We start from the raw sequence: 20748 nt of genomic DNA, 5'->3' as shown, positions 1-20748 counted from the left end.
TCTACTGGGCGTCCTCTATCGACCCGAAATGGTCCCAGCCGCCCTTGCTGCTCCACGGGGCCCCGTCGACGGTGACCTGCGGCAGGGCCGACGGGTTGAGGACCTCGCCGATCACCCTCCAGCGGGCGGGGAGCTTCACGTCCGGCGGGAACGTCGCCACGATCGCGTGGTCCTCCCCTCCGGTGAGCACCCACTGCAGCGGGTCCACGCCGACGGCCTGCCCGATGTCGGACATCTGCGAGGGGATGTCGATGAGCCCGGAGCGCAGATCGATGCGGACCTTGCTGGCCTCCGCGATGTGCCCGAGATCGGCGACGAGCCCGTCACTGACGTCGGTCATCGCGGTGGCGCCGAGTCCCGCGGCCGCGGGCCCCGCGTGGTAGGGCGGTTCGGGACGCCGGTGGGCCTCCACGAAGGCGCGCGGCGAGCGGAAGCCCCGGGACAGCACGGCGAACCCGGCGGCCGACCAGCCGAGCCAGCCGGTGACGGCCACCACGTCTCCGGGCCGGGCGCCGGCCCGGGTGACGGGCTCGTGGTTGCGCAGGTCGCCGAGCGCGGTGATCGAGACGGTGATGGTGTCGCCGCCCACGACGTCGCCGCCGACGACGGCCGCCCCGGCGACCTGGCACTCGTCCCGCAGCCCGTCCATGAGCTCGGTGGCCCAGGTGACGGGGAGATCGGCGGGTACGACCAGACCCAGGAGCAGAGCGGTCGGTACGGCGCCCATGGCCGCGATGTCGGCGAGGTTCTGCGCGGCCGCCTTGCGCCCGACGTCGTACGCCGTCGACCAGTCGCGGCGGAAGTGCCGCCCTTCCAGCAGGATGTCCGTACTGGCCACGACCCTGCGGTCGGGGGCGGCCACGACCGCGGCGTCGTCGCCGGGTCCCAGCCGCACCGCCGGAGTGGTGGTGAGCCGGGACGTGAGCTCTCTGATGAGCCCGAACTCCCCCAACTCGCCCACGGTTCCCTTCACCGAGTCTCACCTCTCATCTATCGCACCGGACAGGTGTCCGGGCTGCTTCAGCGGCCGGTTGTCCGGGCCGTGGACGGGCGGGTGACGGGTGCCGGCAGCCCCTCGGCGTACGGGCATCGTCCCTCTTCCGCTCCGGCGGGCCCGCGGTCGCGGGCCCTCGCCGCTGTCGGTAACGTCAGGAGATACGTCAACTTCTGTGGTGCGTACGCCACACCGTCGGCGTCAACAGGCCCGCAGGTCTCCCCGCGGCCCGCGGCGACGCGATACCGTGGCGTCCCTTTCCCCCACATGATCCTCGTGGCCGTCCTGGAGGTTCCGTGGTACAGGCGTACATCCTCATCCAGACCGAGGTGGGCAAGGCGTCGTTCGTCGCCGAGACCATCGCAAAACTCCCGGGAGTGATCCAGGCGGAAGACGTCACAGGCCCCTACGACGTGATCGTGCGCGCGCAGGCCGACACGGTCGACGCCCTCGGTCGCATGGTGGTCGCCAAGGTCCAGCAGGTGGACGGCATCACCCGAACCCTGACCTGCCCGATCGTCCACCTCTGACCCCCGTCTACGCTGGGCCGGTGACGTACAACTGCCGCCGGTTCCGCCGCTCCGTACTGCTCGGTCCGTCCGCCGCTCTGGCCGTCCTGGCCGCGGCGGGCTGCTCCGCGGGGGACGCGGCTCCCTCGGTCGCGGTCCCCACGCCCTCGTCGGAGGAAGCCGCGTACTGCGAGGCGCTGCACAAGGAGCTGCCCAGGACCGTCACCGGCCTGGAGCGGAGTGATCCCGGACCGGAGTCGGTACTGACCGCCGGCTGGGGGGACGGGGCGATCGTACTGCGCTGCGGCGTGCCCCGGCCCCCGAAGATGGATGACGCCCAGTCCAAGGGTGTCGACGCGGACGGCGTCAACTGGCTGCTGGAGCAGCGGGATGACGTCGGTCCCCGGTTCACGACGACGTACCGCAAGGCGTACGTCGAGGTCACGCTCTCGAAGGCGTACGCCCACGACATCACCCCGCTGTCGGCGTTCGCCGCCCCGGTCAGGAAGACGGTCCCCGGCAGCGTCTGAGGCGTGACCGGCCCTGCCTGCCCCCGAAGGGCGTCGTCCGGTGCGCGCGAGTGCCCGGTGGGCGTCCTCGCACCGGACGTACGCGGACGGCACCGGCCACGCGCCCGGTACGCGCGCGAGGCACCCGGCCGGGCGGCACCTCGCGGGCGCACCCGGCCCGGTACGGGTCAGCGCAGGCCGGTGGAGCGGTCGAGCGCCGCCTGGATGAGCCGGTCCACCAGCTCCGCGTAGTCCACACCGCTCTCCTGCCACATGCGGGGGAACATGGAGATCGGGGTGAAGCCGGGCATGGTGTTGATCTCGTTGATGACGAAGTCGCCGTCCTCGGTGAGGAAGAAGTCGGCGCGCACCAGGCCTTCGCAGGACGCGGCTTCGAAGGCCTCGACGGCGAGCCGCCGCACCTCGGCGGTCTGCTCCTCGGTCAGGGGCGCGGGGACCAGGCCGGCCGCCGAGTCGATGTACTTGGCCTCGAAGTCGTAGAACTCGTGGGCGGTGACGGGGGGAATTTCGGCGGGGACGCTCGCGCGGGGCCCGTCCTCGAACTCCAGCACGCCGCACTCGATCTCTCGGCCGCGCAGCAGGGACTCCACCAGGAACTTGGGGTCGTGCCGGCGGGCCTCCTCGATCGCCTCGTCGAGGCCGGAGGGATCGTCGACCTTGGTGATGCCCATGGAGGAGCCGCCGCGGGCGGGCTTCACGAAGAGGGGCCAGCCCTGCTCGGCGGCGAACTCCATGAGGCGCTTGCGGGCGGCGGGCCGGTCCGACTCCCACTCGCGGGGGCGGACGACCTCGTACGGGCCGACCGGCAGCCCGAAGGAGGTGAACACCCGCTTCATGTACTCCTTGTCCTGGCCGACCGCCGAGGCGAGGACGCCCGCGCCGACGTAAGGGACACCGGAGAGCTCCAGGAGCCCCTGTAGCGTGCCGTCCTCGCCGTACGGACCGTGCAGCACGGGGAAGACGACGTCGACCTCGCCGAGCGCCCTGGGCAGCGCCCCCGGCTCGCTGACGAGGACGTCGCGGTTGCCGGGGTCGACGGAGAGCGTCACCGATCCGTTCGCGGACTCGGCCAGTTGGTCCACGTCGGGGACCTGCCGGTCCGCGATCGCCATGCGGGCCGGATCGTCGGCCGTGAGGACCCACCGCCCGTCCCTGGTGATACCGATCGGCAGGACGTCGTACTTCGTCCGGTCGACGGCCCTCATGACGGCGCCGGCGGTGACGACGGAGATGCCGTGTTCGGAGCTCCGGCCGCCGAACACGACGGCCACACGCGGCTTGCGGCGCTGCTCGGAGCTCCCGGAGGTCGGCTCGGCGCTCTCAGGGCTCTGGGGGAGGTTCTGGCTGCTCATATCGCGTCGAGCGTACCTGCTGGTAGAGCTCGAGTCAGCGCCGCTCGGGCTTGGCGCTGCGCGACATCAGCTCCTTGACCGCGACGACCGGCGACTTGCCCTCGTGGACGATTCCGACGACCGTCTCGGTGATCGGCATGTCGACCCCGTGCCTGCGCGCCAGATCGAGCACGGATTCGCAGGACTTGACCCCCTCGGCGGTCTGGTTCGTGACGGCGACGGTCTCCTGGAGCGTCATCCCCCGGCCGAGGTTGGTGCCGAAGGTGTGGTTGCGCGACAGCGGCGAGGAGCAGGTCGCCACCAGGTCGCCCAGCCCCGCGAGCCCGGAGAAGGTCAGCGGGTCGGCGCCCATGGCGAGGCCCAGCCGGGTGGTCTCGGCGAGGCCGCGGGTGATGAGCGAGCCCTTGGCGTTGTCGCCGAGGCCCATGCCGTCGGCGATGCCCACGGCGAGGCCGATGACGTTCTTCACCGCGCCGCCGAGCTCGCAGCCGACCACGTCGGTGTTGGTGTAGGGCCGGAAGTACGGGGTGTGGCAGGCGGCCTGGAGGCGCCGGGCGACGGTCTCGTCGGCGCAGGCGACGACGGCGGCCGCGGGCCGGCGTTCGGCGATCTCCTTGGCGAGGTTGGGGCCGGTGACGACGGCGACGCGGTCGGCGGTGGCCCCGGTGACGTCCTCGATGACCTCGCTCATCCGCTTGGCGGTGCCGAGTTCGACGCCCTTCATCAGGGAGACGAGGACCGTGCCCGCCTCCAGGTGCGGTGCCCAGTCCGCGAGGTTGGCGCGCAGTGTCTGGGAGGGCACGGCCAGGACCGCGAAGTCGGCGCCGCGCAGGGCCTCCGCCGCGTCGGTGGTGGCCCGGACCGAGGCGGGGAGCTCAATTCCCGGCAGGTACCCGGGGTTGGTGTGCGTCGTGTTGACCGCCTCGGCGACTTCGGCGCGACGGCCCCAGAGGGTGACCTCACAGCCTGCGTCGGCGAGGACCACGCCGAAGGCCGTACCCCATGAGCCGGTTCCGAAGACGGCCGCTTTGCCGGGGTGCGTCACGTGGGTCCCTTTCCCTCTGCCTTGCGCCGCTGCTGCGCACGGGCCTTGCGGTGATCGTAGAGCTCGGCCGGGGCCTTCTCGCCGCGCAGGTCCTCCAGCTCGGCCGTGACGGCCGCCATGATCGCCTCGGTCGCCTGACGCAGCACCTCGGGGGTCTGCTCCAGTCCGTAGAAGCGGGAGAGGTCGACCGGCGGCCCGGCCTGCACCGAGAGGGTCTTGCGGGGGAACAGCCGGAGCCTTCTCTCCTTGGCGTAGGGCGGCATCGCGAGGTTGGCGCCCCACTGGGCGACGGGGATGACGGGGGCCTTGGTCATCAGCGCGACCCGGGCGGCGCCGGTCTTGCCGGCCATCGGCCACATGTCGGGGTCACGGGTGAGGGTGCCCTCGGGGTAGAAGGCGACGCACTCGCCCCGCTCGATGGCGTCGACGGCGGCGCGGAAGGCGTCGAGCGCGTCGGTCGTCTCGCGGTAGACGGGGATCTGTCCGGTGCCGCGCAGGATCATTCCGACGAAGGGCGTCCTGAACAGTCCGGCCTTCGCGAGGAGCCTCGGTACCCGGCCCGTGTTGTACTGGAAATGCCCGTACGAAAGCGGGTCGAGGTAGGAGTTGTGATTGACGGCGGTGATGAATCCGCCCTCGGCCGGAATGTGTTCCATCCCCCGCCAGTCGCGCTTGAACAGAACCACCAGGGGCGGTTTTGCGATGGCTGCCGCCAGGCGGTACCAGAAGCCGATTCTGCGGCGGGACACTCGGACGCCTTCCTCTAGGAACTGATCTGCTGCCCGGCCGATGACGGTGACATGCCGCCCCGGGCCCCTCTTGTGTGGAGAACACCGTACGCCTCACCGGTGGGGGCGGACCTCCGGGTCGTCGTACCGGCAGGCGAGAATAACGGCCGCGGAAGTCCGGTACGCGTATGGAGAGGGAGATCGCCACGAACACCGACCCGACCGGCCCCTGGTCCCTGGTCGTCCCGCTCAAACCGCTCGCACGGGCCAAGAGCAGGCTGGGGCGTACGGCGGGTGAGGAACTGCGCCCGCGCCTCGCCCTGGCGTTCGCCCTCGACACGGTGTCGGCGGCGCTGTCCTGCCCGGCGGTACGGGATGTGGTGGTCGTCACGGACGATCCCGTGGCCGGTCCGGCGCTGGCCGCGCTCGGGGCGCGCACGGTGGCGGACTCACCGGCGGCCGGTCTTGACGCCGCTCTGGAGCACGGCGTGCGGTCGGTGCTCTCGCGGCGACCCGCAGCGGCGGTGGCCGCGCTCAACGCGGACCTCCCCGCACTACGGCCCGGCGAATTGGCGCGGGTACTCGATTTCGCCTCCGCATTCCCCCGCGCATTTGTCAGCGACGCACAGGGAATCGGTACGACATTTCTGTCGGCGATGCCGGGCGTGGAATTGCGGCCGTCGTTCGGCGGGCCGTCCCGGGCTCGGCACCTTGCGTCGGGCGCGGGCGAGATCGCCGCTCAGGGACTCGATTCGGTGCGCAGGGACGTGGACACGGGCGACGACCTGCGGGTGGCGCTGGCACTGGGCGTGGGGCGGTTCACCGCCGGTCTGACGACCTCCGTCGCCCCGGTCACCGACCGCTAGTGCCGTGACCAGCGATGTTCGCCCCATGAGGCGACGGGGCGAAGCTTGCCGGGAGGGGCACTAGGCTGCGGTGCATGCAGGCGACCTCGTACACGTACGACCCCGGGAACCGGACCGGCAGTGTGCTGCTCGACGACGGCACCCCGGTGGACTTCGACGCCCCCGCCTTCGACGCCGGCGGCCTGCGGCTGCTGCGGCCGGGGCAGCGGGTACGGATCGAGACCGAGGGCGAGGGCGCCTCGGTGCGCATCACCCTGGTGACGCTCCAGACGTTCTGAGCGGCTCCTGACAGCCCGCGGGCCGGGCTCCCCGAGGGGAGCCCGGCCCGGCGCGTAGGAGAAGCGAGCGGCGCCCGGTCTCACTTCTTGCGTGCGGTGGCCTTCTTGGCCGCGGTCGTGCGTGCCGTGGTCTTCTTCGCGGGCGCCTTCTTCGCCGTGGCCTTCTTGGCGGGCGCGGTCTTGGCGGCGACGGCCTTCTTCGTCGTGGCCTTCTTCGCCGGGGCGGTCTTCTTCGCCGCCGGGGTGGCCTTCTTCGCCGCCGCGGAGGTCTTCTTCGCGGCGGGCGCGGTCTTCTTCGCCGCGGCCGTGCTCTTGCGCGCCGTGGCCTTCTTGGCGGTGGCCTTCTTCGCGGCCGCCTTCGCCGTCGTACGGGTGGAAGAACCGCCCGACAGGCTGCCCTTGGGTGCCTTCTTGACCGACACCTCGCCCCCCTTGGGGAGCTTCTTGGAGCCGCTCACCAGGTCCTTGAAGCCCTGTCCCGCACGGAAACGGGGGACGGACGTCTTCTTGACCCGTACGCGCTCACCCGTCTGCGGGTTGCGGGCGTAGCGGGCGGGGCGGTCGACCTTCTCGAACGAGCCGAAGCCGGTGACCGAGACACGATCCCCCGCGACAACCGCACGGACGATCGCGTCGAGCACCACGTCGACGGCGTCAGCGGCCTGCTGACGGCCACCGACCTTGTCGGCAATCGCTTCTACGAGCTGCGCCTTGTTCACGTCTTCCCCTTCGGAGACATCGCCGGAACCATATCGTTCAGGCCTTTTCGCACGTTAGGCAGATATATACCGCAAATCAAACACGAAACGGGCTAATCACCCCAGTGCCGCAACGAAGTCGACCGCCGCGCAGTTCCGCGGAGTCAGTCACCTTCGGGGAATCGGCCCTCGTCGAGGTCCTTCATCAACCGGTCCAGACGCCTTGCCGCGCCAGGGAGATCGTGCTTAGCCGCGGCCGTGACGACCAACAGCTTCCGGGAGAGCGCCATCCGTACGTCCTCCGGGACTTGCAGTGCGCGCACCTTCGCGTGCGCTTCCTTCAGTCGGTCGGCGACGATGCCGTAGAGCTCGAGTTGGCTGTCGCGTCCCATGCACCGATTGTGCCATCTGGGGCGAGTTGTCGCCCGAGGGGGTCTCAACAAGCGACTGCGCCCCCTGCCGGGAGGCAGGGGGCGCGGCTCGGGAAAAGCGCTGCTCAGGCGTCAATCGTGCGCGGCTTGTGGGACGGCCTGGCCGCCTCGTACGTCGCGATGTCCGCTTCGTTCTGAAGGGTGAGGCTGATGTCGTCCAGGCCGTTCAGCAGGCGCCAGCGGGCGTTCTCGTCGAGCTCGAAGCCGGCCGTCAGCGTGGATCCGTCGGGGGCCTGGGCCAGGACCTGGCGCTTCTCGAGGTCGACGGTGACCTCGGCGGTCGGGTCGGCCTCCGTGATCTCCCAGAGCCGGTCGACGACCGCCTGGTCGAGGACGACGGTCAACAAACCGTTCTTCAGCGAGTTGCCGCGGAAGATGTCGGCGAACCTGGAGGAGATGACGGTCCTGAAGCCGTAGTTCTGCAGGGCCCAGACCGCGTGCTCGCGGGAGGATCCCGTGCCGAAGTCGGGGCCGGCCACCAGGACCGAGGCACCGTCGCGCTCGGGGCGGTTGAGGACGAAGTCCTCGTCCTTGCGCCAGGCCTCGAACAGGCCGTCCTCGAAGCCGTCGCGGGTGACCTTCTTCAGCCAGTGCGCGGGGATGATCTGGTCGGTGTCGACGTTGCTGCGGCGCAGCGGGACGGCACGGCCGGTGTGTGCGGTGAATGCTTCCATGGCTATCGGACTCCGGCAGGCGTACGGGCTTCGGACAGGTCGGCGGGCGAGGCCAGATGGCCCAGCACGGCGGTGGCGGCGGCGACCTGCGGTGAGACGAGGTGGGTGCGGCCGCCCTTGCCCTGCCTGCCCTCGAAGTTGCGGTTCGAGGTGGAGGCGGAGCGCTCGCCGGGGGCCAGCTGGTCGGGGTTCATGCCGAGGCACATCGAGCAGCCCGCGTGCCGCCATTCGGCGCCGGCGGCGGTGAAGACCTTGTCCAGGCCCTCCTCCACGGCCTGCAGGGCCACCCGGACGGATCCGGGGACGACCAGCATCCGTACGCCGTCGGCGACTTTGCGCCCCTCGATGACCGAGGCGGCGTTGCGCAGGTCCTCGATGCGGCCGTTGGTGCACGAACCTACGAAGACGGTGTCCACGCTGATCTCGCGCAGCGGCTGCCCGGCGGTCAACCCCATGTACTCCAGGGCCTTTTCGGCTGCGTGGCGCTCCGAGGCGTCCTCGTACGAAGAGGGGTCGGGGACGCTGGCCGACAGGGGCGCGCCCTGGCCGGGGTTGGTGCCCCAGGTGACGAACGGCGCGAGTTCCGCGGCGTCGATGACGACCTCGGCGTCGAAGACGGCGTCGTCGTCGGTGCGCAGCGTCTTCCAGTACGCGACGGCGGCGTCCCAGTCCTCGCCCCGGGGGGCGTGGTCGCGGCCCCGGAGGTAGTCGAACGTGGTGGCGTCGGGGGCGATCATGCCCGCGCGGGCGCCCGCCTCGATCGACATGTTGCAGATGGTCATCCGGGCCTCCATCGAGAGCTTCTCGATGGCGGATCCGCGGTATTCGATGATGTAGCCCTGGCCGCCGCCGGTGCCGATCCGGGCGATGATCGCCAGGATCAGGTCCTTGGCGGTGACGCTGTCGGGGAGTTCGCCCTCGACGGTGATCGCCATCGTCCTGGGGCGGGCCATCGGCAGGGTCTGGGTGGCCAGGACGTGCTCGACCTGACTGGTGCCGATACCGAAGGCCAGCGCACCGAACGCGCCGTGGGTGGAGGTGTGCGAGTCACCGCAGACGACCGTGGTGCCGGGCTGGGTCAGGCCGAGCTGGGGGCCCACCACGTGCACGACGCCCTGCTCGACGTCGCCGAGCGGGTGCAGCCGGACGCCGAAGTCCGCACAGTTCTTGCGCAGGGTCTCCAGCTGGGCGCGCGAGACGGGGTCGGCGATCGGCTTGTCGATGTCGAGGGTCGGGGTGTTGTGGTCCTCGGTGGCGATGGTGAGGTCGAGGCGCCGCACCGGCCGGCCGGCCTGGCGCAGGCCGTCGAAGGCCTGCGGGCTGGTCACCTCGTGCAGCAGGTGCAGATCGATGAAGAGAAGGTCGGGCTCGCCCTCCGCGCGCCGGACGACGTGGTCGTCCCAGACCTTCTCCGCGAGTGTCCTACCCATCGCTTTCCCTCCGGCCGGCGTCCTCGCCGGCCCAACTAGAGATTTCGGTGCGCCACCGTCCGGACCCCCGAGCGGTGCGGCGACTACGAGCCGTGGTGGGGCCGCCCGTACAGGTTCGCAACTTCCGGGGAAAATTGAACTTGCGTTTCACAGAGTGAGACGCGAATATCGTCGTATGGACAACTCTAGCGGCGTCGGCGTTCTCGACAAGGCAGCTCTGGTATTGAGCGCCCTGGAGTCCGGTCCGGCCACCCTCGCCGGGCTGGTCGCGGCGACAGGGCTCGCACGGCCCACGGCACATCGGCTGGCCGTGGCACTCGAACACCACCGCATGGTGGCGAGGGACATGCAGGGCCGTTTCATTCTCGGCCCCCGGCTCGGGGAACTCGCGGCCGCGGCCGGCGAGGACCGCCTCCTGGCGACGGCCGGGCCCGTGCTCACCCACCTGCGCGACATCACGGGCGAGAGCGCGCAGCTCTACCGCAGGCAGGGCGACATGCGGATCTGCGTGGCCGCCGCGGAGCGGCTGTCCGGACTGCGGGACACCGTGCCGGTGGGCTCCACGCTCACGATGAAGGCGGGCTCCTCCGCGCAGATCCTGATGGCCTGGGAGGAGCCGGAACGCCTGCACCGGGGCCTGCAGGGCGCCCGCTTCACGGCGACGGCACTGTCGGGTGTGCGGCGCCGGGGCTGGGCCCAGTCGATCGGTGAGCGCGAGCCCGGTGTGGCCTCGGTGTCGGCTCCGGTCCGCGGACCGTCGAACCGCGTGGTCGCCGCCGTCTCCGTGTCCGGGCCGATCGAGCGGCTGACCCGCCATCCCGGCCGGATGCACGCCCAGGCGGTCATCGACTCGGCCGCGCGGCTGAGCGAGGCGCTGCGCCGCACCGGCTGACACACCCGCACCGCTGACACATCCGCACCGCTCCTTCCGGCCGCCCCAGTGTCGTGGCGGCCCCAAGTCACCTGCCCCGTAACTGAGATGAGCCGGAGCGCTCCTTGCGGGGCGCCTGCGCGCCTGCGGGGACGCGCCCGCCCGCGTACACGAAGAAGGCCCTCCACCGAGGTGAAGGGCCTTTCCCTACTGCCGTGTTGTACCCCCGACCGGATTCGAACCGGCGCTACTGCCGTGAGAGGGCAGCGTGCTAGGCCGCTACACAACGGGGGCTTGTCCTACGGTCTTGCGCTGGGCTACCAGGACTCGAACCTAGAATGACGGTACCAGAAACCGTAGTGTTGCCAATTACACCATAGCCCATGGTGATTCACGTACCCCCGACCGGATTCGAACCGGCGCTACTGCCGTGAGAGGGCAGCGTGCTAGGCCGCTACACAACGGGGGCCCTAGCGATCCTCATCCGGCGTGAGCCGGATGATGTCTCCGCGGGAGCGTGGGTGCGACCCTGACGTTCTCGCGGGATGGATCTGTACCCCCGACCGGATTCGAACCGGCGCTACTGCCGTGAGAGGGCAGCGTGCTAGGCCGCTACACAACGGGGGCTTGTACTTCGATCTTGCGCTGGGCTACCAGGACTCGAACCTAGAATGACGGTACCAGAAACCGTAGTGTTGCCAATTACACCATAGCCCACTGAAACGCAACCCCTGAGGGCTTTGTCTCTGTCGCGCTTCCCGACCGGATCTTCCGGCCCGCTCGGGCGGCGCAGGAAGAACATTACCTGAAGGTGTCCGGCGCTCCAAAACGGGTATCGCCCGCCAGCAGGCCGGGAAGCTCGTCGAGCCCGGTGATCCGGACCAGCTCGGGCCGGCCGCCGAGCCCCGCGCGGTCCAGCCAGATCCCGGTGAGCCCCGCGGCCACGGCACCGCCCGCGTCGATGTCGGGCTCGTTACCCACGTACGCCACCTCGTGCGGGTCCAGCGCGAGCGCCCGGCACGCCGCGTGGAACGCCGCCGCCTCCGGCTTGGAGACCCCGAGCTCCACAGCGCACACCACCGCCTCGAAGCGGTCCCGCACGCCGAGTGCCCGCAGCTTGCGGTCCTGGTTGTGGATGCTGGAGTTCGACAGGACGGCGTGCCGGAAGCTTCCCGCCAGGCGGTCCAGGGCCGGCAGGGTATCCGGGAAGAGCTGCCAGGCGGCCTCGTAGTGGGCGGCGTGCCGGCCGAACCAGCTGTCCGCCTCCCCGTCGCTCAGCCACCTCCCCAGGAACGCCCGTACACGCTCCCGCCGCTGCCCCGGGAAGTCGATCTCCCCGGCGGCGAAACGCGCCCACTGCACGTCCGTGACCGCTTTCCAGGCGTCCAGTGCCTGGCGCGTGGAGGCGTACCCCTCGGGCAGACCCTCGATCTCCAGATGCTTGCGCATCCCGACGCGGTCGGCCCCCGAGTAGTCGAAGATCGTGTCGTCGATGTCCCACAGGACGGCGCGGATGGCCATGGTCCCGAACCTACCGCCCGCCCTCGCCGCCCGCTGCGAAGTGCCGGAACTCCGCCGCGGATGTGGGCCTTCCCGTCCGGAAAACGCCGGTGGGCGGTCACGGGACGCGCCCGTGACCGCCCACCCGGGGCATCGGCTACGCGGCCAGCTTCGCCAGCGCCGCGTCGATGCGGGCGATCGTCTTCTCGCGGCCCAGGATCTCCAGGGACTCGAAGAGCGGGAGGCCCACCGTACGGCCGGTGACGGCCACGCGGACCGGGGCCTGCGCCTTGCCGAGCTTCAGGCCGTGCTGCTCGCCTGCGGCCAGGACGGCGGCCTTGAGGGCCTCGGCGTGCCACTCGGCGGCGATCAGCTCGGCACGGGCCGTCACGAGGAGGGCGTCGGAGCCCTCCTTCATGGCCTTGTTCCAGGACGCCTCGTCCTCGACGGGCTCGTCCAGGAAGAGGAAGTCGACGTTGGCCGTGATGTCGGAGAGAACGGTCACACGGGTCTGCGCGTGCGGGGCGATCTCGGCGAACTGCGCGGCGTCGAACGCCTCGGGGTCCCAGGGGGCGAACGGAGCCCTCAGCCACGGACCGCACGCCTCGGTGAACGCCTTCACGTCCATCGCGCGCAGGTGCTCGGCGTTGATGTGCTCGCACTTCTTCAGGTCGAAGCGGGCCGGGTTGGCGTTGACGTCGGCGATGTCGAACGCGGCGACCAGCTCGTCGCGGGTGAAGATGTCGCGGTCCTCGGCGATCGACCAGCCCAGCAGCGAGAGGTAGTTGAGCAGCCCCTCGGGCAGGAAACCGCGCTCGCGGTAGAGGTTGAGCGAGGCCTGCGGGTCACGCTTGGAGAGCTTCTTGTTGCCCTCCCCCATGACGTAGGGGAGGTGACCGAAGGCGGGGGTGTCCTTGGCGATGCCCAGCTCGATGAGCGCCCGGTACAGGGCGATCTGGCGCGGGGTGGAGGAGAGCAGGTCCTCGCCGCGCAGGACGTGGGTGATCTCCATCAGCGCGTCGTCGACCGGGTTGACCAGCGTGTAGAGCGGGGCGCCGTTGGCGCGGACGATGCCGTAGTCCGGCACGTTCTCCGGCTGGACGGTGATGTCGCCGCGGACCAGGTCGGTGAAGGTGATCGCCTCGTCGGGCATCCGGAAGCGGACGATCGAGGTGCGGCCCTCGGCCTCGTACGCGGCCTTCCGCTCGTCGCTCAGGTCGCGGCAGTGACCGTCGTAGCCCGACGGCTTGCCGGCCGCGCGGGCGGCGTCGCGGCGGGTGTCGAGCTCCTCGGTGGTGCAGTAGCACGGGTAGGCGTACCCCCCGGCCAGCAGCTTGCCCGCGACGTCCTTGTAGAGGTCCATCCGCTGCGACTGGCGGTACGGGGCGTGCGGGCCGCCGGTCTCGGGGCCCTCGTCCCAGTCCAGTCCCAGCCATCGCATCGACTCCAGCAGCTGGTTGTAGGAGTCCTCGGAGTCACGGGCCGCGTCGGTGTCCTCGATACGGAAGACCAGGGTGCCCTGGTGATGCCGGGCGAAGGCCCAGTTGAACAGGGCGGTGCGGACCAGGCCCACGTGGGGGTTGCCGGTCGGGGAGGGACAGAAACGTACGCGGACTGGTGCGTTAACCACGCTTGATCACCTTGTTGGTGAGAGTGCCGATGCCTTCGATGGTGACGGCGACCTCGTCGCCGACGTGCAGGGGCCCGACCCCTGCGGGGGTTCCGGTGAGGATCACGTCGCCCGGAAGCAGCGTCATGGCTTCGGTGATGTGGACGACCAGGTCCTCGACGGACCGGATCATGTCGCTCGTGCGGCCGAGCTGGCGCTGCTCACCGTTGACCGTGGCCTGGATCGCCAGGTCGGAGGGGTCGATGTCCGTCTCCACCCAGGGCCCCAGGGGGCAGGAGGTGTCGAAGCCCTTCGCCCGGGCCCACTGGTTCTCACGGCGTTGGACGTCGCGGGCGGTGACGTCGTTGGCGCAGGTGTAACCGAAGATGACGTCCTTGACGCGCTCACGCGGGACTTCGCGGCACATGCGGCCGATCACCACGGCCAGCTCGGCCTCGTGGTGCAGCTCCTCCGAGAAGGAGGGGTACACGACGGAGTCGCCCGAGCCGATCACCGAGGTGGTGGGCTTGAAGAAGGCGACGGGCACATCCGGGACCTCGTTGCCGAGCTCGGCGGCGTGTTCCGCGTAGTTGCGGCCGATGGCCACGACCTTGTTGGGGAGCACGGGCGGCAGCAGCCGGACCTTCTTCAGCGGGACCTTGGTCCCGGAGAGTTCGAAGTCGGCGTACGGGATGCCCTTGATGATGTCGAGGACGAGGCTGTCGGGGCTGTCGCCCTCGACCGCGCCGAAGGCGACATTGCCGTCGATGGAGAACCTGGCGATGCGCACGGGATGCTGTCGCCCCTCACTTGCTGGCTGACTGAAGACTGACGCTCCAGGCTATCGCCTTGCCCGGCACGGTTCCCCCTGGCGGGAGCGCCGTCCGGTGCCGGTGCGGCGCGGTACGGCCGGAAGCCCTGGCAGCGGGGCCACCAGGGCTTTGTTCCGGAGCCGCGCGCCGAGGCGGGGCGGGTGCCGCGGGAGCCGGGCCGGGAGGAGGCCGGCCCGGCGTGTCAGTCGCCGGCCGGAGCGGGGGCTTCCATGAGGATGGTGCGGCGGGGGTTGGCCGTCTGGGTGGGCAGGTCGACCGCGTGCTCCGGCCGCTCCGGTGTGCGCAGCGCCTCGGCGTCCTTGAGGTGCGCCAGCGTGGTGCGCCGGGGGTTGGCAATGTTGCGGAACGTCATCGTCGTCTTCATCTGCCGTTCGGACCCTTGTCGCCGGGGCGCCGCCCGGAGGGGACGCCGGTTGTCGGTTTCGCTATCCCTGTAAAGCGCCAGGCTAAACATCCGATTCCCCCGCGGAGTCGGGATGAGACGGCGATCATGATGTGAGTTTGCTCACGAAGTTGCCGACAATTCACCCATAGCGGACGGCCGATGGCGCGATCCAAAACGGACAATGCGTAAGCGAATCTCTCATTCCGCTGCCGATCATGTCGACTGGGACACCCCGGAGCGCCGTGCGGCCCACCCTGAATCATCCGGTTCGTACCGGAACGCGCTCCACCGCTTGTTACGCGTCCATCACACCGTGTCATCCAGGTCACAGCCCGGTACGTGGGCCTTGTTGGAGATCCGCCACTGTGCTGGAATTCCACGCACCGCCGCGGGTTCAGACCCGGCGCGCAGGGGCGCAACGCAGCGCCGAGTGAGCGGCGGTGAGGGGGAAGTACGCCGGTCACTCACGACCACCATGGGGCGCGTCCAGCGCCCCGAGACGCCGACACCGTCCCGCCCGCACCAGCGGGAGGGACGCCTGGTCCAGAGGTTGCGACGCTAGTGCAGGGACGTTTCAAGAGGGATGGCATGGGGTCTCCCCAGCCCCGCCAGGGCCGAGGGGATGCTCCGGCGGATCAGGAGCCGCGCGGCGGGAACGACCGCGGTTCCTCGCCCCAGCATGCCCAGACTCCCGGGCAGTCCGCGGCCGGCGAGGGCGGCGACCGGGCCCAGCGTCCGGGAGCGGCGGGCGGAGGCGCCGACGCCGCGCCGTCCCTGAAGCCGGTCGGGCCCCCCAGCACCGGTTCCCGTATGGCGCTGCGCAACTGGCGCATCAGCACGCGTCTGGTCTCCCTGCTCGCCCTGCCGGTGGTCGCGGCGACCACGCTGGGCGGACTGCGCATCAACGAGTCCATGAACGACATGGACCAGCTCGAGCACATGCAGCTGCTCACCGAGATGACCAAGCAGGCGACCGCGCTGGCCAACGCGCTCCAGGAGGAGCGCGACAGTTCGGCCGGCCCCCTGTCCAACGGCGGTAAGGCCACCGACTTCGAGGTCTCCGAACCCCGCAAGCGGACCGACCGGGCCAAGGACGCCTTCTTCGAGGCCACCGACGAGATCGGCAACACCCCGGGCGACGCGGCCCTGGACAGCATCCACGCGAGCGTCAGCCAGATCGGCAACCAGCTCGGCGACATCACGAGCATCCGCAAGGACGCGTACGCGGCCGACGCCCCCAGCCTCAACACGATCGACCGGTACAGCCAGCTGATCACCTCGCTGCTGAGTCTGTCGCAGGACATGGCGCAGGCGACCAGCAACCCGGACATGATCAAGCGGACCCGCGCCCTGGCGGCCTTCTCCTCCTCCAAGGAGTACGCGTCGATCCAGCGCGCGGTCATCGCGGCGGCCCTGCCCGGCGGTGGCAGCACCAAGACGGACCTCGACGAGAACGAGCAGGCCTTCGGCCGCAACGCGCTCACCAAGGAAGACCTGGCGCGCAAGACGTTCGAGACGACGTACGAGACCACCGGCAACAGCTCGGCGGAGCTCATCGCCCCGCTGGAGAACGGCAACCCCGAGATCACGGCTGCCGACATGTACGCGAAGAAGGTGCTCGACAGCCCGCTGGGCATGGAGGGCAGCAAGACCCGCTCGTACAAGGACTGGTACGACCAGGCCTCGAACGAGATCCAGGCCATGAAGACCATCGAGTCGACCCTGCTGGGTCAGATGGACAGCAAGGCCCGTGAACTCCGTGAGGAGTCGCAGCGCGACGCCATCCTCAACGGTGCCGTCATCCTCATCGTCCTCGGCGTCTCGCTGGTCGGCGCCTTCGTCGTGGCGCGGTCCATGATCCGCTCGCTGCGGCGGCTGCAGGACACCGCGACCCGGGTCGCCCAGGACCGGCTGCCCGAGCTCGTCAAACAACTCTCCGAGACGGACCCGCAGGACGTCGACACCTCCGTCGAGTCGGTCGGTGTGCACTCCCGGGACGAGATCGGCAAGGTGGCCGCGGCCTTCGACGACGTGCACCGCGAGGCGGTCCGTCTGGCCGCCGAGCAGGCGCTGCTGCGAGGCAACGTCAACGCGATGTTCACCAACCTCTCGCGCCGCAGCCAGGGGCTCATCCAGCGTCAGCTCTCGCTCATCTCCGAACTGGAGTCCCGCGAGGCCGACCCGGACCAGCTGTCCTCGCTCTTCAAGCTCGACCACCTCGCGACCCGTATGCGCCGGAACGGCGAGAACCTCCTCGTCCTCGCGGGCGAGGAGCCCGGCCGCCGCTGGACGCGGCCCGTGCCGCTCGTCGACGTCCTCCGGGCCGCCGCCTCCGAGGTGGAGCAGTACGAGCGCATCGAACTGGCCGCGGTGCCCGCCACCGAAGTGGCCGGCCGCGTCGTCAACGACCTCGTGCACCTGCTCGCCGAGCTGCTGGAGAACGCCACGTCGTTCTCCTCGCCGCAGACGAAGGTCCGGGTCACCGGTCACGCGCTGCCCGACGGGCGGGTGCTCGTCGAGATCCACGACACCGGCATCGGCCTCTCCCCGGAGGACCTGGCCGCGATCAACGAGCGGCTCGCCTCGCCGCCCACCGTGGACGTCTCGGTCTCCCGCCGCATGGGCCTGTTCGTGGTCGGCCGGCTGTCGCTGCGCCACGGCATCCGGATCCAGCTGCGCCCCTCCGACTCCGGCGGTACGACCGCGCTGGTCATGCTGCCCATGGAGGTCGCGCACGGCGGCAAGCAGCCGCCGGCGAAGCCCGGTCAGGGACAGCAGGGCGGTGCCCCCGGCGGTCTCCTCGCCGGTGGCGCGGCCGGCGGCCAGCGCCCCGGCCTCGGTGGCGGCCCTGCGGCTCCCGCCGAGGGATTCGGGTCGGGTGCCCCGCGCGGAGTCGCTGCGGGCTCGGGTCCGCGGGCCGCGCTGCCCTCCCGTGACGGCGGGCCGCGCCCGCCGCAGCAGGGCGCCGACGCGGGCCGGCAGGGCCCCGGGCTGCCGAACCGGGGCAGGCCCGAGGCACCCCGTCAGGGCGGCGGGCTCTCCGGCGCCTTCGGCGGCACCCGGTCGGGCGCCCACGGCCGGCAGGACCCCTCCGGCGGTGCGGAAGCCAGCGGCACGAACCTGTTCGGTCACTCCGGTCCGGGTCAGCCCGGCCGGCAGAGCGGCCTGCCCGCACGCCAGGCCCCGCAGCCGCAGCAGGCACAGCACGACCAGGGCGGGCAGGGCGGCTTCCAGCAGCCCGGCGGCCCCGGGCGTCAGCTCCCGCCGTCCGGCGGACCGCGTGCGGAGCTGCCCGGTGGCACCCCGCAGCCGCAGCGCCCCCAGAGCACGAGCTGGGGCGTCGAGGAGCAGGGCGCGCCCCGTCGTACGCCGCTGGATTCCCCGCGCGGCCACGAGGACTCCGACACGGGCGCGTTCACCCGCCAGGGCGGCCCTGGCCGGCCGTTCGACACGCCGGACCAGCGCCCTCCGACGTACGACCGTCAGGGCCCCGACGCCACCGCCGAGTTCGCCCGCCCGGACTTCTCCGCGCCGCAGCCGCCGCAGGGTGCGGACCCGGCGAGCACGGCGCAGTTCGCCCGCCCCGACTTCGGCGCGCCCCGGCCGCAGGACCAGGGGTTCGGGAACCATCAGGCGCAGCAGGGCCAGAGCTTCGGCCAGGTCCCGCAGAACCAGGGCTTCGGCGGCCAGGACCAGAGCTTCGGCCAGGTCCCGCAGAACCAGGGCTTCGGCGGCCAGGACCAGGGCTTCGGCCAGGCGTCCCAGCACCAGCAGATGCACCCGCCCCGCCGGCAGGGCGGCCCCGACTTCGGCGCACCGCACGTGCCGGCCCCGTCCGCGGGTGAGCCGCCGCGCCGCCCGGCGCTGCCGGAGGCCCTGCCGCCGGCCGGTCCGGGTGACGGGCGCACGCCGCTCTACGACACGCTGGAGACGAACTGGTTCCACGGCCCGCAGCAGGGCGGCCAGCAGCCGCCCGCCGCCGAGCCGCAGGCACCGGACGCTCCGGAGTCCGCCGGGGACCCGGCTCCGTCCGCGCCCCGGCGCGGCGCGGCCGACACCGGCGCCACCAGTTCCTGGCGCGCTTCGCCCAACGACGAACTCGTACGGCAGGCGGAGCGGGTCAAGAAGCCCGCCGCAGGCGGGATCACCACGTCCGGGCTGCCTCGCCGGGTCCCACGTGCCAATTTGGTGCCGGGCACTGCTCAGCAGCAGAATCATCAGTCCGGACCTCAGGTCTCGCGTGCGCCCGATGACGTACGTGGCCGTCTGACCAATCTCCGCCGGGGCATCCAGCAGGGACGGCAGGCCAACAACGGCCCGTCTACCGGCAGTTTCCAACTCGGCCCCACTCACCAGCAGGAGCGTTAGTTGAGCCCCATGAGTCAGGCCGCGCAGAATCTGAACTGGCTGATCACCAACTTCGTGGACAACACCCCTGGGGTGTCGCACACGGTGGTGGTCTCCGCGGATGGCCTGCTGCTGGCGATGTCCGAAGGTTTCCCGCGTGACCGCGCCGATCAGCTGGCGGCCGTCGCCTCCGGTCTGACGTCGCTGACGGCGGGTGCCTCCCGGATCTTCGAAGGCGGCGCCGTGAGCCAGACCGTCGTGGAGATGGAACGCGGGTTCCTCTTCCTCATGTCCATCTCGGACGGATCCTCGCTCGCCGTTCTCGCCCACCCGGACGCGGACATCGGCCTGGTGGGATACGAGATGGCTCTCCTGGTCGACCGCGCGGGGACCGTACTCACCCCCGACCTCCGTGCCGAACTACAGGGGAGTCTGCTCCACTAGGCGGCCCCGCGGCAGTCACCTGACGCGATCCCCCCAGGTACTACTCAAAACCCTCACCCGTCCGGCCGTCCCAGTCCCCTCACCGGCCCCTTCCGACGGCAAGGCGACACCCTGCTGTCACGCCCGGAGGATTCATGACCCCGCCACCCGCCTCACCTGATCCGTACGGCGCACTGCACCACGCGTCGTACGACGGTGAAGGCGACCAGCCGCTGGTCCGTCCCTATGCCATGACCGGCGGCCGGACCCGGCCGCGTTACCAGCTCGCGATAGAGGCGCTGGTCAGCACGACGGCAGACCCCGCTCACCTCGGGACCCTGCTCCCGGAGCACCAGCGGATCTGCCACCTCTGCCGCGAGGTCAAGTCGGTGGCCGAGGTCTCGGCCCTGCTGTCCATGCCGCTGGGCGTGGCCAGGATCCTCGTGGCGGACCTGGCGGAAGCCGGCATGGTGGCCATCCACCAGCCGGGCAACGGAGAGGCCGGCGGCGCGCCGGATGTGACACTGCTCGAAAGGGTGCTCAGTGGACTTCGCAAGCTCTAGCGGCGGGACCGCCCGCGCCACCACATCGGCGAAGATCGTGGTGGCAGGGGGCTTCGGCGTGGGTAAGACCACGTTTGTCGGTGCCGTTTCGGAGATCAACCCGCTGCGCACCGAAGCCGTGATGACGTCCGCCTCCGCGGGCATCGACGACCTCACTCACACCGGCGACAAGACCACCACCACGGTGGCCATGGACTTCGGACGCATCACCCTGGACCAGGACCTGATCCTCTACCTGTTCGGCACCCCCGGACAGGACCGCTTCTGGTTCATGTGGGACGACCTGGTCCGCGGCGCCATCGGCGCCGTCGTCCTCGTCGACACCCGCCGCCTCGCCGACTGCTTCCCCGCCGTCGACTACTTCGAGAACAGCGGCCTCCCCTTCGTCATCGCCCTCAACGGCTTCGACGGACACCAGCCCTACACCCCCGACGAGGTCCGCGAAGCACTCCAGATCGGACCGGACACCCCCATCCTGACGACGGACGCCCGCCACCGGGCGGACGCCAAGAGCGCGCTGATCACCCTGGTCGAGCACGCCCTGATGGCAAGGCTCAAGTAACCGCAAGTCGGTATTGCCCTACGGAACTTGCTGTAGTCGCAAGGGGGCGGACTGTGTCCTTTGACACGATCCGCCCCCGTGTTCATAACGTTTCGACAGAGAATTGGAACCACATCGCCA

The 20748-nt window shown here is 70.7% G+C and carries 21 protein-coding genes and 5 tRNA genes; 9 read left to right on the top strand and 17 right to left on the bottom strand.

Features of this window, described 5'->3' with window-relative positions; all coding sequences use genetic code 11:
• Position 1: 1 nt before the first annotated feature.
• A complete protein-coding gene (locus ACH4VO_RS03170; RefSeq protein WP_360997407.1) occupies positions 2 to 973 on the bottom strand; it encodes a thiamine-phosphate kinase in 972 nt (323 codons plus the stop codon).
• Between the two features lie 317 nt (positions 974 to 1290).
• On the opposite strand from ACH4VO_RS03170, the gene ACH4VO_RS03165 reads away from it, so the two are divergent.
• Complete coding sequence (locus ACH4VO_RS03165; protein ID WP_069170487.1) at positions 1291 to 1524, top strand: Lrp/AsnC family transcriptional regulator; 234 nt, start codon at positions 1291 to 1293, stop codon at positions 1522 to 1524.
• Positions 1525 to 1544: 20 nt separating this feature from the next.
• Entirely contained in the window at positions 1545 to 2033 is a 489-nt protein-coding gene (locus ACH4VO_RS03160) for a DUF3515 domain-containing protein (protein ID WP_360997405.1), read from the top strand.
• A gap of 167 nt (positions 2034 to 2200) precedes the next feature.
• On the opposite strand, the gene ACH4VO_RS03155 is transcribed toward ACH4VO_RS03160, so the two are convergent.
• From ACH4VO_RS03155 to ACH4VO_RS03145, 3 genes are read right to left on the bottom strand one after another with little or no spacing between them, the layout of a single operon-like run.
• Positions 2201 to 3385 carry a D-alanine--D-alanine ligase family protein gene (locus ACH4VO_RS03155; RefSeq protein ID WP_360997404.1) on the bottom strand — a complete coding sequence of 395 codons (1185 nt, stop codon included), beginning with the start codon at positions 3383 to 3385 and terminating at the stop codon, positions 2201 to 2203.
• A 34-nt stretch (positions 3386 to 3419) separates the two neighbouring features.
• Entirely contained in the window at positions 3420 to 4430 is a 1011-nt protein-coding gene (locus tag ACH4VO_RS03150; RefSeq protein WP_360997402.1) for an NAD(P)H-dependent glycerol-3-phosphate dehydrogenase, read from the bottom strand.
• The gene (locus ACH4VO_RS03145) at positions 4427 to 5179 is read right to left on the bottom strand and encodes a lysophospholipid acyltransferase family protein (RefSeq protein ID WP_360997400.1); all 753 of its coding nucleotides are present in this window, start codon (positions 5177 to 5179) and stop codon (positions 4427 to 4429) included. Before ACH4VO_RS03145 ends, ACH4VO_RS03150 begins: the two co-directional genes overlap by 4 nt.
• 167 nt (positions 5180 to 5346) lie before the next feature.
• On the opposite strand from ACH4VO_RS03145, the gene cofC reads away from it, so the two are divergent.
• On the top strand, positions 5347 to 6024 hold the full coding sequence (cofC, locus tag ACH4VO_RS03140) for a 2-phospho-L-lactate guanylyltransferase (RefSeq protein ID WP_360997398.1): 678 nt from the start codon (positions 5347 to 5349) through the stop codon (positions 6022 to 6024).
• A gap of 74 nt (positions 6025 to 6098) precedes the next feature.
• Positions 6099 to 6302, top strand: coding sequence for a hypothetical protein (locus tag ACH4VO_RS03135; RefSeq protein WP_360997396.1), 204 nt, complete (start codon positions 6099 to 6101; stop codon positions 6300 to 6302).
• Positions 6303 to 6382: 80 nt separating this feature from the next.
• Here ACH4VO_RS03135 and ACH4VO_RS03130 read toward each other — a convergent pair whose 3' ends face one another.
• The 4 genes from ACH4VO_RS03130 to leuC all read right to left on the bottom strand — a co-directional run bounded on the left by ACH4VO_RS03130 (position 6383) and on the right by leuC (position 9535).
• The gene (locus ACH4VO_RS03130) at positions 6383 to 7021 is read right to left on the bottom strand and encodes an HU family DNA-binding protein (RefSeq protein WP_360997394.1); all 639 of its coding nucleotides are present in this window, start codon (positions 7019 to 7021) and stop codon (positions 6383 to 6385) included.
• Between the two features lie 143 nt (positions 7022 to 7164).
• Positions 7165 to 7392: a hypothetical protein gene (locus ACH4VO_RS03125; RefSeq protein WP_360997392.1), complete on the bottom strand. Its 228-nt coding sequence runs from the start codon at positions 7390 to 7392 to the stop codon at positions 7165 to 7167.
• A gap of 104 nt (positions 7393 to 7496) precedes the next feature.
• The gene (leuD, locus tag ACH4VO_RS03120; protein ID WP_360997390.1) at positions 7497 to 8105 is read right to left on the bottom strand and encodes a 3-isopropylmalate dehydratase small subunit; all 609 of its coding nucleotides are present in this window, start codon (positions 8103 to 8105) and stop codon (positions 7497 to 7499) included.
• A 2-nt stretch (positions 8106 to 8107) separates the two neighbouring features.
• Positions 8108 to 9535, bottom strand: coding sequence for a 3-isopropylmalate dehydratase large subunit (leuC, locus tag ACH4VO_RS03115; RefSeq protein WP_360997388.1), 1428 nt, complete (start codon positions 9533 to 9535; stop codon positions 8108 to 8110).
• Positions 9536 to 9710: 175 nt separating this feature from the next.
• Here leuC and ndgR point away from each other — a divergent pair, with 175 nt between their 5' ends.
• On the top strand, positions 9711 to 10427 hold the full coding sequence (ndgR, locus tag ACH4VO_RS03110; RefSeq protein WP_360997387.1) for an IclR family transcriptional regulator NdgR: 717 nt from the start codon (positions 9711 to 9713) through the stop codon (positions 10425 to 10427).
• Positions 10428 to 10627: 200 nt separating this feature from the next.
• On the opposite strand, the gene ACH4VO_RS03105 is transcribed toward ndgR, so the two are convergent.
• The 9 genes from ACH4VO_RS03105 to ACH4VO_RS03065 form a co-directional block, all read right to left on the bottom strand.
• Positions 10628 to 10700, bottom strand: a tRNA-Glu gene (locus tag ACH4VO_RS03105).
• 18 nt (positions 10701 to 10718) lie between these two features.
• Positions 10719 to 10790, bottom strand: a tRNA-Gln gene (locus tag ACH4VO_RS03100).
• A gap of 12 nt (positions 10791 to 10802) precedes the next feature.
• Positions 10803 to 10875: transfer RNA gene (locus ACH4VO_RS03095), tRNA-Glu, on the bottom strand.
• An 85-nt stretch (positions 10876 to 10960) separates the two neighbouring features.
• Positions 10961 to 11033 (bottom strand) — tRNA-Glu (locus ACH4VO_RS03090).
• An 18-nt stretch (positions 11034 to 11051) separates the two neighbouring features.
• Positions 11052 to 11123: transfer RNA gene (locus ACH4VO_RS03085), tRNA-Gln, on the bottom strand.
• An 84-nt stretch (positions 11124 to 11207) separates the two neighbouring features.
• Positions 11208 to 11927 carry an HAD family hydrolase gene (locus tag ACH4VO_RS03080; RefSeq protein WP_360997385.1) on the bottom strand — a complete coding sequence of 240 codons (720 nt, stop codon included), beginning with the start codon at positions 11925 to 11927 and terminating at the stop codon, positions 11208 to 11210.
• Positions 11928 to 12063: 136 nt separating this feature from the next.
• On the bottom strand, positions 12064 to 13536 hold the full coding sequence (gene gltX, locus ACH4VO_RS03075; RefSeq protein ID WP_360998274.1) for a glutamate--tRNA ligase: 1473 nt from the start codon (positions 13534 to 13536) through the stop codon (positions 12064 to 12066).
• Positions 13529 to 14305, bottom strand: coding sequence for a fumarylacetoacetate hydrolase family protein (locus tag ACH4VO_RS03070; protein ID WP_360998272.1), 777 nt, complete (start codon positions 14303 to 14305; stop codon positions 13529 to 13531). Before ACH4VO_RS03070 ends, gltX begins: the two co-directional genes overlap by 8 nt.
• Positions 14306 to 14529: 224 nt before the next feature.
• Positions 14530 to 14712, bottom strand: coding sequence for a hypothetical protein (locus ACH4VO_RS03065; protein WP_360998270.1), 183 nt, complete (start codon positions 14710 to 14712; stop codon positions 14530 to 14532).
• 609 nt (positions 14713 to 15321) lie between these two features.
• Between ACH4VO_RS03065 and ACH4VO_RS03060 the strand changes: the two genes are divergently transcribed.
• From ACH4VO_RS03060 to ACH4VO_RS03045, 4 genes are all read left to right on the top strand, one after another.
• The gene (locus ACH4VO_RS03060) at positions 15322 to 19101 is read left to right on the top strand and encodes a nitrate- and nitrite sensing domain-containing protein (protein WP_360998268.1); all 3780 of its coding nucleotides are present in this window, start codon (positions 15322 to 15324) and stop codon (positions 19099 to 19101) included.
• 9 nt (positions 19102 to 19110) lie between these two features.
• On the top strand, positions 19111 to 19524 hold the full coding sequence (locus ACH4VO_RS03055) for a roadblock/LC7 domain-containing protein (protein ID WP_006127850.1): 414 nt from the start codon (positions 19111 to 19113) through the stop codon (positions 19522 to 19524).
• Positions 19525 to 19658: 134 nt separating this feature from the next.
• The gene (locus ACH4VO_RS03050) at positions 19659 to 20066 is read left to right on the top strand and encodes a DUF742 domain-containing protein (RefSeq protein ID WP_003966010.1); all 408 of its coding nucleotides are present in this window, start codon (positions 19659 to 19661) and stop codon (positions 20064 to 20066) included.
• Positions 20047 to 20628, top strand: coding sequence for an ATP/GTP-binding protein (locus ACH4VO_RS03045; RefSeq protein ID WP_360998266.1), 582 nt, complete (start codon positions 20047 to 20049; stop codon positions 20626 to 20628). The genes ACH4VO_RS03050 and ACH4VO_RS03045 overlap by 20 nt, the downstream gene beginning before the upstream one ends.
• The last annotated feature ends 120 nt before the right edge of the window (positions 20629 to 20748 follow it).

The organism is Streptomyces sp. NPDC020780 (assembly GCF_044334475.1).
Taxonomy (GTDB): domain Bacteria; phylum Actinomycetota; class Actinomycetes; order Streptomycetales; family Streptomycetaceae; genus Streptomyces.
Note: the sequence above shows the minus strand (reverse complement) of the source record. Positions and strands in the feature narration are given on the sequence as shown.